This is a genomic window from Maribacter polysiphoniae, from assembly GCF_003148665.1.
Classification (GTDB): Bacteria; Bacteroidota; Bacteroidia; order Flavobacteriales; family Flavobacteriaceae; genus Maribacter_A; species Maribacter_A polysiphoniae.
In genome coordinates this window covers 81943-98104 of record NZ_QGGQ01000002.1, presented here as the reverse complement: position 1 = coordinate 98104, position 16162 = coordinate 81943, and the positions used below count along the sequence as shown (strand labels likewise).

The 16162-nt window shown below is 42.8% G+C and carries 10 protein-coding genes; 8 read left to right on the top strand and 2 right to left on the bottom strand.

The genetic code is table 11. From position 1 onward, the window contains the following. Nucleotides 1-2: 2 nt before the first annotated feature. Nucleotides 3-1226, bottom strand: a complete 1224-nt coding sequence (locus LX92_RS04720; RefSeq protein ID WP_109649148.1) for an efflux RND transporter periplasmic adaptor subunit — start codon at nucleotides 1224-1226, stop codon at nucleotides 3-5. A 4-nt stretch (nucleotides 1227-1230) separates the two neighbouring features. After that, nucleotides 1231-2553, bottom strand: a complete 1323-nt coding sequence (locus LX92_RS04715) for a TolC family protein (protein ID WP_109649147.1) — start codon at nucleotides 2551-2553, stop codon at nucleotides 1231-1233. Between the two features lie 539 nt (nucleotides 2554-3092). Here LX92_RS04715 and LX92_RS04710 point away from each other — a divergent pair. From LX92_RS04710 to LX92_RS04675, 8 genes are read left to right on the top strand one after another with little or no spacing between them, the layout of a single operon-like run. Beyond that, a complete protein-coding gene (locus LX92_RS04710) occupies nucleotides 3093-4841 on the top strand; it encodes a CRTAC1 family protein (protein ID WP_109649146.1) in 1749 nt (582 codons plus the stop codon). 7 nt (nucleotides 4842-4848) lie between these two features. After that, nucleotides 4849-6285, top strand: coding sequence for an HzsA-related protein (locus LX92_RS04705; protein ID WP_109649145.1), 1437 nt, complete (start codon nucleotides 4849-4851; stop codon nucleotides 6283-6285). Between the two features lie 3 nt (nucleotides 6286-6288). Continuing rightward, a complete protein-coding gene (locus tag LX92_RS04700) occupies nucleotides 6289-8316 on the top strand; it encodes a YncE family protein (RefSeq protein ID WP_109649144.1) in 2028 nt (675 codons plus the stop codon). Nucleotides 8317-8334: 18 nt separating this feature from the next. Continuing rightward, nucleotides 8335-9480 (top strand): ligand-binding sensor domain-containing protein, encoded by a 1146-nt coding sequence (locus tag LX92_RS04695; RefSeq protein WP_109649143.1) that lies wholly within the window; start codon nucleotides 8335-8337, stop codon nucleotides 9478-9480. 51 nt (nucleotides 9481-9531) lie between these two features. Then, the gene (locus LX92_RS04690) at nucleotides 9532-10116 is read left to right on the top strand and encodes a Rid family hydrolase (RefSeq protein ID WP_211315832.1); all 585 of its coding nucleotides are present in this window, start codon (nucleotides 9532-9534) and stop codon (nucleotides 10114-10116) included. Between the two features lie 11 nt (nucleotides 10117-10127). Next, complete coding sequence (locus LX92_RS04685) at nucleotides 10128-11447, top strand: ABC transporter substrate-binding protein (RefSeq protein ID WP_109649142.1); 1320 nt, start codon at nucleotides 10128-10130, stop codon at nucleotides 11445-11447. Further along, entirely contained in the window at nucleotides 11368-12558 is a 1191-nt protein-coding gene (locus tag LX92_RS04680) for an ABC transporter substrate-binding protein (protein ID WP_109649141.1), read from the top strand. The genes LX92_RS04685 and LX92_RS04680 overlap by 80 nt, the downstream gene beginning before the upstream one ends. 37 nt (nucleotides 12559-12595) lie before the next feature. Further along, entirely contained in the window at nucleotides 12596-16162 is a 3567-nt protein-coding gene (locus LX92_RS04675) for a CRTAC1 family protein (protein WP_109649140.1), read from the top strand.

The following is a 16162-nucleotide window of genomic DNA, read 5'->3' as shown; positions in this document are numbered from 1 at the left end:
GTTTATTTCTTTTTGTTGCCTCCTGGTCGTTGTGGCATAAACGGACTCTCTTCCGATCCTTCATTGGATTGCATCGCTATCGGACTTTCTGATTTTAAACTATATACCAGTTTGTCTCCTTCCTCAACACCACTTAAAATCTGTACATTGACACCATCACTGGCACCTAAGGTTACTTTTTTGGGTGATATCGCTCCATTGGATTCAAGGACCCAAACTTTCGTTGTACTTTCTTCATTGGGCTTTGGTCCACCTTTTCGGGGTTCGGTTGACAAATTATGTTGCTCGTTGTAGGCCATTAATACTGGGAGCGTAGGTTTAAAATTGATGGCCTTGGCCTCCGTACTCAATACATCCTTTAACTCTAAAGTATATATGGATATGGTTGCCGTAAGACCGGGTTTAAGTTTAAGGTCGGGATTGTCAGCCTTGATTACGACCGTGTAGGTGATTACATTGGATGTTTCCGTATAATCCAAACGTACTTGTGTAACCGTACCCTCAAAGGTTTCCCCCAAATAGGCATCAACGGTGAAGGTTACTCTTTGACCTTCTTTTACACCTCCTATATCGGCTTCATCAACATCGGCTTCTACCTGCATTTCCTTGAGATCTTGCGCAATAGTAAAAAGGGTGGGGGTACTATAACTTGCGGCCACGGTTTGCCCTTCGTCTATGTCCCTGGATAATACAACACCATCTATTGGGGAGTAAATATTGGCATATCCCAAATTGGTCCGCGCTTGTTGTAGATCGGATAACCGTTGGGTTACCGTGCCTTTTGCCGTTTCAAAATTATATTGGGAGTCGTCAAAATCCGACTTACTGATCACCTGATTGTCATAAAGTGTTTTTTGTCGATCATAGATGGTCTGCATATAATTCCTTTGGCTTACGGCGTTATCATAAGCTGCCTGTGCCTGGGTAAGGGCGGCCCTTAGATTGGTTTTGTCCAATTCCGCGATCAATTGACCTTCCTTGACGATACTGTTGTAATCAACATATATTTTTTCGACCACCCCTGAAACCTGGGTACCTACTTCCACTTGGGTAATGGGCTCTATGGTACCCGTAGCCGTAACCATTGTGGTTACATCCCCTTTTTTGGCGGTTACGGTTTGCGCCTCGATGACAACATTGTCATTGCCCTTTAAAAAGCTGTATGCCGCAAAGGCAAGGATAAGGATAACAATACCGCCTATTATTATGTTTCTTTTATTTTTCATTTGATTAAAGTTTAATGTCGTTTCCTTGATAAAATTGAAGTAGTTGGGTATATAAAAGGCTTAAATATTTTGCCTGATTGTAATTTTGTTCTGCATTGGTGTACGTATTTTGGCTTACCACAAGATCGGTGGTACTCAAAGCTCCCAGTTCATATTGTTTTTGTGCCAATCGATACGATTCCTGTGCTGCTTTTCTGGCAGTATCGGCAGCCAGCATTTGCGCCTGGGCAGCTGAGGCATTTAGCCAAGCCGTCTCTATTTTCCTGTAGAGGTCCTTTTCCTGTTGTACAAGTTCCAATTCAGCGATGTCAATGTTTATTTTGGCTTTTTCAACTTCTGTTTTTGTTTGGTTTCTATTGAAAATGGGCACGTTTAAAGAGAGGCCCACCCTTTGGTTGAAATTGAGGTCGAGCTGATCTGCAAAAACGAAATCCTGTGTTGAGGTATATCCAGAACCAATACTACCCAATAAGGAAAGGGTGGGTAGGTATCCGCCTTTGGCAATATCCAGTTCCTTTTCTGAAACGGATACATTGATCTTACTGGCATTGATTTCAGGAAGCTTCTCCAAGGCCTGTGCGTAGACATCATCTATATTGGGTATAAAACCCAGGTCCGATGCATTTGTATCGGCGATTTGAAACGATTCACCATTTGGCAACTCCAAAAGTTGTTTTAGGGTCAAAAGCTGTTGGGCGTAATCATTTTTTGCGGTAATCAGGTTATAGGCATTGGTAGCTGTTTGTGATTGGGCATCGGTATAATCCTTCAGGGCTATTGATCCGGCATCCAATCTTGCCTTGGCGCGTTCTTCCTCTTTTTGTGATGCCTCTAGATTATTTTCGGAAATGATGATATTCTCTTTACTATAAAGGAGTTGGATATAACTTTCGGTAAGGCTTAGGATGATATTGTTCTGGGCTTCTTCCTCATAAAAGGAATATTGATCGACCAGAAGTTTATTCTGCTTTATTTGATTGTTGATCTGGTTACCTTGAAAAAGGGTGACCTGCGTAGTAAGTCCCAAACTTGTCGAATTGATTTGTTGTGAAACAAAATCGCTGGTGATTGGGTCTATGGAATTCCCGTTGGTAAAGTTCTGGGAAGCCGTACCGGTTAAATTCGGTAACCTCGATGATTTTGCGGCCATATAGCTTTGTACGCTACTGTTTTTTTGCAGCTCGGCCTGTTTAACGGTAATGTTGTTTTCCAGGGCATAGGAAATGCAATCGTCTAGGGTCCAGATTTTAGGCGTTAACTCCGGGGTAACCTGTCCTTGTGCAAATTGCACCAGAAACGTCAAGTATACTATGATATATTTTCTCATGGTTTTGTATCCTATTGGTTGAAATACGATTCAAATATCGTTGTGAACCCTTACCCTACATATTGAAATAGATGAATAAGGGGATTGACTAGACCAATACGCCAATTGTATCGACCGGATTTTTTAGAAAATTGGAGATTGTCGCTTTAGGATAGGTTTGGAATGTCTATGGAAATGCTTGTTGGGAGTATGGACTGATGTCAAAAAAATCCAGTGTAGGAAAAATCGGTACAGCCAATTTGTTGAATATGTAGAATTGGTCGCCAGAAATTGATCAATAGCTAAAAAAATCTTAAAAAAATATTAAATTATATGATTTTTGTCATCTTTCTTACGTATTGGGAAATGTATTTTTGAAGCTGTAACATGAGAGGACCGATTTATAGGTAAAATCAAGTAGTACAGTTCAAAAATCTGGTTATCATGTCATTACATTTTCGGTATTAAGGTAATTTGAATGCTTTTAATGAGAGGGGCTTTCGTTTTTTCCCAACCTTTTAAAAGTAGTTTTCAAAATCAATCTTATAGTAAAAAATAGTATGATTGACAATCAAAAACAATTTCCCCATCGCTTAAATAGTTCGATAGTATTAATTGCACGGTTTTTCTTTAAGGCATTTGCGTTCAAGAGTTTCTTTTATATGCTATTCTTGGTCGGTGCTTTTACGGCTTGTAATACAGAAACCAAGCCTTCGAATCCAAACCAAAAACCTTCCGCTTTAAAACCACCCGCCGTTAATGATGATTTTTTTCAATCGATAGGGCAAGGGATAGGTTTGGATTTCATGCATTCCATTGGTGCTGACCACATGGAGAATATTATTGAATCCGTTGGTGGAGGGGCGGCTTTCCTGGATTATGACCAAGATGGGTTTATGGATATTTATGTCTGTAGCGGGACGTGGGTCGAAGGTTTTAGTAAAAGCGATAAACCCGAGGTTATGCCCACCAACCACCTTTACCACAATAAACAGGACGGTACTTTTGAGGATGTAACCAAGAAAGCGAACGTTGGCGGACCATGGTACAGTATGGGGGTTACCGTGGGGGATTATAATAATGATGGTTTCCCCGATATTTATGTAAGTAACAATGGCCCAAATACATTGTATAAGAACAATGGCAATGGCACTTTTTCAAATGAGACGGAAAAAGCGGCAGTAGGTGGGGGTAAAAATTGTAGCGTTGGAGCGGTTTGGTTCGATTATGACAATGACAGCTTCTTGGATCTTTATGTAGGCAACTATCTGAATTTCAATCCGGATTATAAATATTATTATGCTCCTGACGGATTTCCCGGTCCGTTGGCGTATGACAGTCAACCCGATGTACTATATCATAATAATGGGGATGGAACCTTTAGTGATGTGACCCAAGCCATGGGAATTGTGGATATTGATGGTAGGGCCATGGGTGTTGGGGCTGCGGATTATGATGATGATGGCTTTGTCGATGTTTATGTGGCAAACGACCATACCGTTAATTATCTATGGCATAACGAAGGGGGTAAGGGCTTTGTGGATAAGGGCACCATGTCTGGTACCGGTTTTAGCCAATCGGGGGAAGCCACCGTAAGCATGTCCGTGGATTTTGCCGATTTTAATGGGGATGGACTATTGGATCTTTTTGTTTCGGATGATAATTACTGTTCCCTTTATGAAAATTTGGGTAACGGCGTCTTTGGTGATCAGTCCTATCCCGCGGGCATCTCCGTGGCATCGGGACAGTTTGTGGGTTGGTCATCCTCTTTTTTTGATTATGATAATGATGGGGATGTTGATATTTTTAAATCCAACGGTGAATTAAAACATCTATATGGACAAGAGGACCAACTGTTCGAGAACATCCAAGAGGGTAAATTCAAGGATGTTTCCGTAGAACTGAGCTCATATTTTAAGGAAGAACATGTGGGTAGGGGTGCCTGCTTGGGAGATTATGATAATGATGGGGATATCGATATCTATATCGTTAACCTGGATAGTATTGGGGTATTTCTTAGAAATAATAAAGGGAATACCAATAACTGGCTTTCTTTGAATTTGGTGGGCAAGCAAAGCAATCGTGATGGTGTTGGCTCACGTATTCGATTGGTAGCGGATGGCAAGGTGCAGACCGCACAGAAAAAAAGTACTACGGGCTATCTGTCACAAAATGACCCAAGGGTTCACTTCGGACTTTCCAACGCCGACCTTGTTGATAGTCTTGAAATCAGATGGCCTTCGGGGAAACATCAGGTTTTGGAAAAAATAAAGGCCAACCAAATACTTACGATACACGAACCTCAATAAGTGGATAATGTTCAAAAAAAGCATTTATACCTCCTTTATAGTATTGATGACCATTTTCGTTTTGGTTGTCGCTGTCCAGTCTTGCAAAAAGAAGTCTTTGGAAGGCATGATTGTCATGTCCCAATGTAAGGGGGATATTGAAAATCCCGATTATTTGTCTGGCAGTAGGTGGCGCAATATACCTGAATCAAGAATCGTTGCATTGCATACCGACGCACCGGATCAACCCTTGTATAAATTGACCGAGGGTTTCTATTCTGCCTGTGCGCCTAAGATATCCTATGATGGAAACTCCATGCTTTTTGTCGCACAGCAAAGTGAAAATGATATTTGGCAGATATGGGAGATGGATTTGACCAATCGCAAAACCAGACAGATAACTTCTTCGGAAGGGAATTGTATCGATCCCGATTATTTGCCTGGGGATCGAATGGTGTTCAGTAAGCAGGAGATCATAAATGTAGCCACAAAAGAAAAAGGGTACACCCTTTATACCTGCAACTTGGATGGTTCTAATTTAGCCCGCATCACCTATGACCCCAGCACCTATTTTGCATCAACCGTATTGAATGATGGTCGCGTGGTTGCTATAGGAAGGACCCTTATACCCGAAGTTAAGGATGCCATGCTCATGATAATGAGACCCGATGGAACCAAGCAACAATTGTTCTATCAAAGTGAGGCCAACCATCATTTACAGGGTCGTGTTTGGGAAATGGATGAAAGTAGCATTGTTTTCGTCGAGGGGGATGCTGATAATGAAAAGGATATCACCTCCATATCGTATAATCGCCCGTTGCATTCCAAGGTAAACCTGACGTCACAAATTAAGGGTGATTTTTATGCTATTAGTCCCTATCAGGAAAACATGGTGTTGGCAAGTTATCGTTCCGATAAGGAAGGGCACTTTGCGCTCTATGGGTTCAATACCCAAAGTCATGAATTGGGTACGCCCATTTATAAGGATGGTGAGTATCACGTTTTGGAAGCCGTGCCCGTAGTGAAGCGAGATCGACCTAAGAAATTACCGAGTGAAGTTGATTTAAATGTAAAGACAGCCTTACTCGTCTGTCAGGATATCAATTATTCGTATATGCAAACCAATGATTCCACTACCGCGGTTAATAAGGCAAGTAGGTTGGAGATATTGGGAATGGATGAAACCATGGCCACTTTCAAAACAGAGGAAGATGGTTCCTTCTATATTAAGGTCCAAGCCGATACCCCGTTTAGGATGCAGACCCTTGATGGGAATGATAATGTCGTCAAAGGGCCGAGTAGTTGGTTGTATCTACGCCCCAATGAACGTCGTGGCTGTATCGGATGTCATGAAAACCGGGAATTGGTGCCCCAAAACGCCCAACCATTGGCCGTTAGGAAGGATCCCATTCCGGTGCCATCGCCAAAAGAAATAGATTCCCTAAAAAGAGATTTAAAGATGTAGGCCATGAAGAACGCAAAACGGAAGACACTTTTATGGATGCTAATATTATTTGGGTTCATCATATACTTTCCGGGGCGTATGTTGGCCAGACATCATGTGAACTATAAAACAGCGGTGACCGATCACCCTCTAAAATGTACGTCGTGCCACGTATATACGTCCAAAAACAAGTTCGTCACAAGTTTGATCAATGAGGACTATTATTCCCCCTTCAATATAGCGGTTTCCCACGATGGAAGTCGCTTGTATGTTGTGGCCCAAGACACCGATGAACTTCTTATTGTTGACACTGAAAGCAATTCGGTATTGCATCAAATAAAAGTGGGGGTCCATCCCCATAGTGTAATCTTGAATAAGGCAAATACGCTGGCCTATGTCAGCAATCAGTGGTCCGATAACATTTCGGTCATAGACCTTGCGGTATCCAAGGTAACGGATACCATAAAAACGGGAAATGGACCCTCCGGTCTTACGATAAGCGCCGATGGATCGTATTTACAAGTGGTCAATACCTATGGCTCGGACTTGTCCGTCATCGACCTTTCCACAAAAGAGGAACTGAAAAGACTAAGAACGGGAAGTGATCCTACAGGAACCGCTTTGTCTCCCGATGGGGAAAGGCTATATGTGACCAGCAGACGTTCTAAGATCGTTCCCTACGGGGAACCTTTGGTGAGTGATCTTACCGAGATCAATGGTACTACCTTAAGGGTTAGTGAACATCATAATATTGAAGAGGCCTATATGATGGAGAATATTGCGTTCACGCCTTCTGGAGACCTTGCCATGATGACCTTGATAAGGCCTAAGAACCTCATACCTTCAGTACAGGTGGAAGGAGGTTGGATGATGACCCATGGTATAGGGGTTATAGAACAGGGGGCAAATGGAAGAATCATCCAATTGTTGACGGATGAACCCAATTCCTATTATTCCGATCCATTTGATATTGTGGTTTCCCCCGATGGTAAAAGAGCCTATGTCTCCAATTCAGGGGCCGATCGCGTTACGGTGATCTCGGTTGATTCCATTCGGGCCATTTTAAAGGAAACCCCCAAAGAAAAACTCAAGAACATTGCGAATAATTTAGGGGTAAGCAGTCGGTTTGTGATAAAACGAGTACCTACGGGGGCCAATCCCAAGGGGCTGGCGCTTTCCGAGGATGGTAAAAAACTCTATATCGCCGAACAATTGGAAGATAAAATAGGGGTATTGGATACAGAGAGCCTTCAAATGGAAGCCCCCATCGATCTTGGTGGCCCCAGCAGAATTACGGTTGCAAGACAAGGAAGAAGATTATTCAATAATGCGGGACATACATTTCAAAAACAATATGCCTGCTATACGTGTCATCCGGATCATCATGAAGATGGCCTGGTCTATAACATGGCAGGCAAGGACATGGGACGCAATGTAACCAATACGCAATCCTTAAGGGAAATCGGGGATACCCCCCCATTTAAATGGAACGGTAAGAACCAAACCATATACAAGCAGGATGGTATGCGGTTTTCAACGGTCTTAACGAGAACGGAACAATTCAGTTATGATGATCTGGACGCCATAACGGCCTATATAAAAAGAGGGATAAAGTACCCACCCAACCTTATGTATAATCCCCATGGTAAATTAACCGAGTCCCAACTCCGGGGAAAGGAAATATACAACAGGACCAAAGATAATTTCGGGAATGTCATACCGGAGAACAATCGATGCTATACGTGTCATCCAGCCCCGCTTTATAGCAATTTAAAGGCAGCGGATGTAAGTACGTTGGCGGTCACAGATGATTCCATTTTGTTCGATACACCGCACCTTGGGAATATTTATGCCTCCCCCCCTTATTTACATGATGGGCGAGCGGCGACCCTGGAAGAAATATGGACAGTCTATGGCGAGGATAACAAACATGGATTTGTAAATGACTTGACCAAAATGCAATTGAATGATCTGATCGATTATCTGAAATCCCTTGGAGGCCCGGAGCAGGAGGAAAATAGTACCCAAATACAAGAAACCGCAAGTTTTTAAGAAGAAATAACTGATAAAATGAAAATACATCTCAAATATCCAACCCTACTTGTCCTCTTTGTGATGCTTGTCATAAGTTCATGGGGGTTTGTACAACCTAAAGAGCGAACAGAATCCATAAAGGACACATCCAAGACGTATGGGGATAAGAACCGGACAGCATCGGAAAAACCAATGCCTATTTACGGTAATTGGATAAGTTATGACTCCAAGAACGGGTTACCCGGTGATAAGGCGTATTGTGTGAAGATTGATGGGGACCGCGTTTTGGTAGGCACCCATGAAGGACTTGCCGTATTGGAAAATGGGAATTGGAAAACCTATACTACAGAAGACGGACTTGCCCATAATGGAATTTTGGCGATAGACGTTGATCCGTTAACCGGGGATGTCTGGTTAGGTACCATGGGTGGATTATCACGTTGGTCAACCGGTAAATTCGAGAACTACACCCAAATGAACAGTGGTATGCCCAATGATTTGATCTATGCGGTTACCTGCGATGGCAAGGATGTTTGGGTCGCCACCGGGGGCGGGGCAGGATGTTATAATACCTATACCAGAAAATGGGAAATATTCACGGAGGAAAACGCACCGATGCATGAGCCATGGACGTATGGTGTTTGTGCCAGTAACGATAAAATTTATATCGCTGCCTGGGGTGGTGGCATCATAGAATACACAAAAAAGACAAAAAAATTCAGGGATTATGTCGATCCCGATGGCAATATGGAAATTGACCTCTTTCCCGATGATGGGGTTGTCCATGATATCACAACAGGGGCTTCATGGTCTAACGGAATTCTTTGGGTGGCCACCTATTTTGGTTTAAGTCGCTATGACGGCGTGCATTGGAAAGGGTATTTTGATCACGATAGTGGTTTGGCGAGCAACTTCATTAATTATATAAAAGCCAAGGATGATATTGCCTTTATATGTACCGATCAGGGATTGAGTACTACGGATGGTGAAAATTGGATTACCTATACCACAAATGAAAACTCAAAAAATGGCAAGACCATCCTTTTAAATGGAGCCGATAAAAAAGAATTGGCCACATCACCATCGTTGGCCCATAATTTCACCATAGGGGTGGATGTGGAAGGTGATCGAATCTGGGTGGCGACATCCAAAGGGGTGAGCCGCGGTCAACTGATGAAATAAGGAATTTGAATGAAAACTAGTATAACTAACAACTAATATTTTACAATTATCATGGAGATAAAAGAAAAGGAAAAGATTTTGATAGACTTGTCAAAACTTACAGAAGGAGAGATTTTGGAAATGAAAAAATTGGGAATCTTGACAGATGACCATAAAATCAGTAATACGGAATATCCACCAATACATTTGGAGAGACCCCCTATTGAAAAACATGTTGTGCATGCCCCCCATACCATCAATGAGGCTTATGATTACCAAAAACCATCCTCTTTTTCACGGGCTTTAAGACTCGATTTGGGCGATTATAAAGTATTGGTGATTTCGGGTACCGCAAGTGTAAACGAAGAAGGTCTGCCCGAGCATATTGGGGATTTTAAGGCCCAGTTATGGCGAACCTATGTGAATATCACCAACCTGTTGGAAGCTGAGGATATGTCTTGGCACGATGTGGTACGTACAACCAATTACCTCAGGGATATTGAACGTGATTACGGGGAATTCAATAAAATTAGGACTTCCTTTTACAACTGGTTGGGGTTAGATCCATTACCAGCAGCTACGGGAATCCAGGCCAGATTGTGCTGGGAGACCCTACTTGTTGAGATAGAGGCATATGCCGTATGTAAAGTTCGTTAAATGAATGTGTTATGATAAGAAGAAACGACTGTGTCATCGAAACTATTTTTCTTCTCCTCGTCCTTTTTTGCACTACTTTAAATGGACAGGAAAAGAAGACCATGTATGGTAACACATCTGAAGAGATGTTCCCTTATCATAAATTTCAAAAGGCGTATAAATATCATTTTATAGAACCTGTCCAGTTTTATGGTGCAGGTCGGGAAAAGCAACCTCCCAAAGACCTGACTGAAGTCCGGATAGGATTTCTAGGTCCTTTGGAAGGTTCACCAATTGTTTCCCTGGGACAACAAATGTTGAATGGTTCCAAGTTGGCCATAGAGCAAGCCAATGATCAAGGGGGGTATAACAACCTCCCTTTTAAACTCATGGTACATAATGACGTCGGACTCTGGGGAGCGGCAGCCAACGAAGTTGTTCGTATGGATGAGGAGAAGGTATGGGCCTGGTTGGGTTCCATCGATGATATTGTTTCCCATGTCGCTTTACGGGCAACGTTGAAAATGGAGATTATGATGGTCAATACCGGTGATCCCGATCCTACATTTACAGAGACCAATATACCTTGGGTAATACGGGTTATCGGTGATGACAGACAAAGTGGTTATGCCTTGGCATCGTATATCTTTGATACCATGAAACATGACCGAGTGGCCGTTATCCGGTCGAATGAACGGTACGGCCGGGTGGGTATCATGGAGTATTCGGGTGTGGCAGTTCGTAAAGGACACCCTATGAGGATCGAGGAACGGTTTAACATGGGGGAAACGGATTTTACCATGCAGTTGGAAAATATCAAAAAAATAAACCCTGATGCCATTCTTATTTGGGGAAACGCAAAGGAATCCGCATTGATTTTAAAGCAAATACGGTCTATGGGCATGAAACAGCCCGTCTATGCTTCCGATAGGACCGTGTCCCAGGAATTTCTGGAGATTGCAGGGGATGCCGCTGAAGGTTTAGTAAGTACCTGTCCCTATAACCCGGAAGCGGACAATCCCAAATTAAAAGGGTTTCAGAAAGCGTATACCCAACGGTTCGGTATGCAACCCGATGTATTTGCGGCCCATGCGTTTGATGGGATGAACTTGATTATCAAGGCCATAAAAAAAGAAGGGTTGAACCGGGTACTGATTCGGGATGTACTGACCGATTTAAAAACCTTTCAAGGATATGAAGGGGTTACCGGAAAGATTATCCTCGATGGAAGCTGGAATGATATCGGAAAGATCTTTATGGCCAAAGTGAAAAATGGAAAGTTCGAGTACTCCCCAGTACCCAATCAAGTACCGGAAGGCCAAGGTAACAAAGGACAACACGGAGGGCAATAATATTATGGGGATCAACAAAACCATTTTAAATACCATTCTATTTTATATTTTTTTTGCCCAAATGGTATGCGCACAGCATACTGCGGCAGAAGATGTGGTGACCATAGGTTTGTTGGTGAACGACGATACCTCACAGGCCGCAAGGAATGCGGCTGAACTGGCAATACACATAGCGAACAAGGATCAAGGTTTGAACGGCAAGCAATTCAAGGTGGTCACCCGTTCTATGGAAGGGCCATGGGGTACGGGGTCCAAAGAGGCTGTAAACTTGGTCTTTAAGGAAAAGGTATGGGCACTCTTAGGGTCGCATGATGGTAGAAATGCCCATTTGGCCGAACAGGTCATCGCCAAGACCAGGGTGGTTTTCTTATCTGCCTGGGCAAGTGATCCAACCCTTTCACAAGCATACATCCCATGGTTCTATAATTGTGTTCCGAACGATATCCAACAAGCGGAAGCCATGGTCAACGAAATAGTCCATGTTCAAAAAGCAAATACAATTGCGATAGTCGTACAGGAAGATTATGATGCCAAAACGGCCTTGAAGTACTTGGAAAAGCAGCTCATGGATAAAGGAGGGCCAAAACCTTTGATCCAATCCTTCACTCAGTGTTTAGACCATACTGGAGAATTTATTGGGGTATTACGGAATAAAGCGGTGGAAGCCCTAATAATCTTAGGTGATGGGGAAGAATCTTGGGAGCTAATGGGGGTCTTGCGCAAGAATGGGGTAAAACTTCCCTTTTATGGAACCATTCCCCTGTTGGGGGTACGGGGCCTAAGTCGTCCAGAACGTGGGGGTCCATCAGATTTAACAGTCTTGTATTCAGGAAATTGGTTAAAAACGAATACCTTACAATCACAGCATGGGGCTGTAGGGCGTGACGCTATTTCCAATGCAGTGGCGGCTTATACATTTGATGCCATGAATGTGCTGATAAACGCGATCAAAGCTTCCGGGTTTGATCGGGATAAAATCTATGGAACCATGTCCAAGACAGATTTTGAAGGTGTAACAGGGAATGTCCAATTCGATAAAAACGGCAATCGCCGTAGTGATTTGAAATTGGTGAAAATCGCTAAAGAAGATACTACTTCCCAAAAACAATAAATCCCCGTATATTTACTTTTTATAAAATTATAGTTCGATGAAAAGCTCCTATTTTTTCCTCTTTCTTTCCCTTCTATCAATGACAACGTTTGTGGGTTGTAAGGAGAGTGCCGAAGAAAAAAAACAAAAAGCGATAGAGTTGATATCCACCCAAACCATGGGGCTTGCTTTTTTGGAGGCGTTTAAGTTGGAAGAGGCGGAAACGACCTTTCTAAAATACATTGAACTTGCCCCGGACAAGAAAATGGGGTATGCCAATTTAGGATTGGTGTATTTACGAATGGGTAAATACGATGAAGCCAAAGAACAACTTGCCAAGGCTATTGATATTGATGGGGAGGATGCCGACATTAATTTGATCTTGGCAACGGTGTACCAAATGAATGACGAGAAGGATAAGGCCATAGCCGTGTTGACGAACTCACTTGGGTTTGCCCCAGATCATGCAAAGACCTTGTATATGCTTTCAGAGTTATACGCCACATCACCCGATACGGAAACCCGAAAGACACGTGAGAAATATGTCCTTCAATTGGCAGGGAAAGTACCTGATAACATTGTGCCTGCCTTGGAACTTACGGAATTGTTCATACGGGGGGGCGAAAGCGATAAGGCTATTGCCCAATTAGAGAATATACAAAAGCAATTTCCAGAATTCCCAAAGGAAGCGGTCGATTATTTTAGCGATACTATAGACCTTCTTCGGGTTTCGGATACTGAGAAAGCATTAACATCATTTACGATTTTCCATAACTATCTTAAGGTAACATTTCCTTACCAATCCGGTATCAAGGACTTAAAGGGAACCCGAGGTTCGGTTATTGGTTTTCCCTTGGTCACCTATGACCTTAAGCACTCCCCGTTGTCAGAGGATACGGCATCTACATTGGACTTGATCAAATTTACCGATGTCACAGGTGATGTAGGTTTGGATGCCGTACCGATTTACGATGCCGATGGGAGTATTGAATCAAAGAACCCAACGCATGTTTCCATAGCGGATTATGATTCAGATGGGGATATTGACATGTATGTGGGGAGTTATGACCCTACCGATTCCAGTTATAAACACTTCCTTTTCAATAATGATTTAAATTGGTTTTGGGATCTCTCCAAGGATATTGGAATCAATCATTCGGGTATAGAATCATCCGCTGCATTTGCCGACTATGATAATGATGGTTTCCTGGATCTTTATGTCGTGAGACCGGAAGGTGATAAACTATATCGCAATGCGGGTAATGGAAAATATGAGGATGTTACCGCAGAGGCTGGCGTAGGGGAGCGAACAGGTGGCACCAAGGTTTTGTTTTTCGATATGGACCATGATGGGGATTTGGATTTTTTCGAATTGAGCGGCAGTGCCAATCTGGTATATAGAAACAATGGGGATAGGACCTTTAAGGAACAGGCTGGGCCTATGGGGCTTGCCGGGGCCAATATACAAAGTAATGATGCGGCCTTTGGTGATTTTGACGATGATGGGGATTTAGACCTTTTCGTTGCCAACGAAAAGGCGAATAATAACCTGTACAGTAACCAAAGACAAGGGGTGTTTAAGGATGTTTTGGAAAACAGTGCATTTAAAAACCAAAAGGGAAGTACTTCTGTAGCGGTTGGGGATTGGAATAATGATGGTTTTTTGGACTTGTTCACAGCCGGTGACCATGAAGAAAGCAATGGGTTGTACAAGAATCAACGGGATGCTGTCTTTGAACCGGTGCATGACGCTGAAAAAATGTTCAAAGCACTGAAAGGCATAGCTGTTTTAGACTCCCAGTTCTTCGATTTTGATAATGATGGGTTTTTAGACCTTGTGGTCGCTGGGAAACCCAATCAAAAGAATAATCAAGGCCTTTTCCTATATCATAATGAGGGTGATGGTAAATTTACCGATGTCACCCATCTACTGCCGGAAAGACCAAAATCGGCCAGACAAATATCACTTTTCGATTTTGAGGGTGATGGTGATCTCGATTTGGTCCTTGCGGGTTTACATGGTGGTGTCTTTCTTTTACGAAACGATGGTGGTAACCTGAACCATTACGTTAATGTGAAATTAGTGGGATTAAGGACAGGAAGTGCAAAAAACAATTATTTTGGAATAGGGGCGAAAGTCGAAATGCGTGCCGGTACGCTGTACCAAACCAAGGTGGTCAATGATCCCAATATATACTTTGGGCTCGGTAATAGGACCAAAGCCGATATTATCAGGATTACATGGACCAATGGCGTGCCCCAGAACATACTACTGCCAGAAAGTGATCAGTCCCTTATCGAGACACAAACCTTGAAAGGTTCCTGCCCCTTCCTGTATACATGGAATGGGGATGAATTTGTCTTTGTCAAGGATATTACTTGGCGAAGTGCCTTGGGTATGCCGTTGGGTATTATGGGAGGTACGGCAAGATATTCCTTTGCGGACGCTTCGGATGATTACATTAAGATTCCTGGTGATATGTTACAGGAAAAAGACGGGGCTTATATCGTACAAATGACCTCGGAATTATGGGAGACCATCTACATGGATAAAATGCAATTGGTGGCTATAGACCATCCGGCTTCAGTCGATGTTTATGTCCCAGAGCAGTTTTCACCACCTCCTTTTCCTGGGCTCGATATGATCAAGGTAGTTGAAAAATATTTCCCGATTTCGGCAAAAGATGGTGACGGCAATGACCTTTTGTCTTTGATAAAAGAGAAGGATGATAAGTATATCGCCAATTTTATGCCCGACAAATACCAAGGGGTGACAGCCATGCATGATCTGATTCTTGATCCAGGGGGCAACATCCCTACAGATAACCTATGGGTGGTACTTAATGGTTGGATCTTTCCAACGGACGCCAGTATAAATGTTGCCTTATCGCAATCCGATGAATTGGTCGTAAAATCACCGAGCATTCAGGTAATCAATCAGAAAGGGGAATGGGAGACCGTTATTCCGAATCTTGGTTTTCCAATGGGAAAAGATAAAAATGTAATCGCCGATCTTTCAGGAAAATTCTTGAGCAAGGACCGTAGGATCAGGATCCAAACAAATATGGAGATCTATTGGGACCAAATATTCTTTGCCCAGAATAACCCTCTGTCAGAATCAAATACAACGATCTTGAATCCGACCGAGGCCGATTTACACTATCGGGGTTTTTCCAAAAGTTATAGAAAAGGGGGACGGTATGGACCGCATTGGTTCGACTATGGATCCGTGGACACATCTACAAAATGGCGGGACCTAATTGGTAATTATACCCGGTATGGCGATGTGTTGCCATTGCTGACAGCATCGGACAATGCCTATATAATTTCAAATGCGGGAGATGAAACGACCATAAAATTCAATGCCAATGAACTGCCCAAATTGAAGGACGGATGGACAAGGGATTTCTTTATACACAGTGTCGGTTGGGTGAAAGATGGGGATTTGAATACTGCCCATGGCAATACAGTTCTTCCATTGCCTTATCATGGTATGGGTAGTTATCCGCCTTCAGAAAAGGATACTTACCCCAATACACCCGAATTACAAAAGTACCATGAAACCTATAATACGAGAACGGTAACCAATGAAGGCTATCGAAATAGTTTAAAAACAGATAAGTAA

What these genes read in the sequence shown, in the direction of transcription:
- LX92_RS04720 (WP_109649148.1), bottom strand. Translation starts at nt 1,226, where the DNA reads ATGAAAAATAAAAGAAACATAATAATAGGCGGTATTGTTATCCTTATC.
- LX92_RS04715 (WP_109649147.1), bottom strand. Translation starts at nt 2,553, where the DNA reads ATGAGAAAATATATCATAGTATACTTGACGTTTCTGGTGCAATTTGCA.
- LX92_RS04710 (WP_109649146.1), top strand. Translation starts at nt 3,093, where the DNA reads ATGATTGACAATCAAAAACAATTTCCCCATCGCTTAAATAGTTCGATA.
- LX92_RS04705 (WP_109649145.1), top strand. Translation starts at nt 4,849, where the DNA reads ATGTTCAAAAAAAGCATTTATACCTCCTTTATAGTATTGATGACCATT.
- LX92_RS04700 (WP_109649144.1), top strand. Translation starts at nt 6,289, where the DNA reads ATGAAGAACGCAAAACGGAAGACACTTTTATGGATGCTAATATTATTT.
- LX92_RS04695 (WP_109649143.1), top strand. Translation starts at nt 8,335, where the DNA reads ATGAAAATACATCTCAAATATCCAACCCTACTTGTCCTCTTTGTGATG.
- LX92_RS04690 (WP_211315832.1), top strand. Translation starts at nt 9,532, where the DNA reads ATGGAGATAAAAGAAAAGGAAAAGATTTTGATAGACTTGTCAAAACTT.
- LX92_RS04685 (WP_109649142.1), top strand. Translation starts at nt 10,128, where the DNA reads ATGATAAGAAGAAACGACTGTGTCATCGAAACTATTTTTCTTCTCCTC.
- LX92_RS04680 (WP_109649141.1), top strand. Translation starts at nt 11,368, where the DNA reads ATGGAAAGTTCGAGTACTCCCCAGTACCCAATCAAGTACCGGAAGGCC.
- LX92_RS04675 (WP_109649140.1), top strand. Translation starts at nt 12,596, where the DNA reads ATGAAAAGCTCCTATTTTTTCCTCTTTCTTTCCCTTCTATCAATGACA.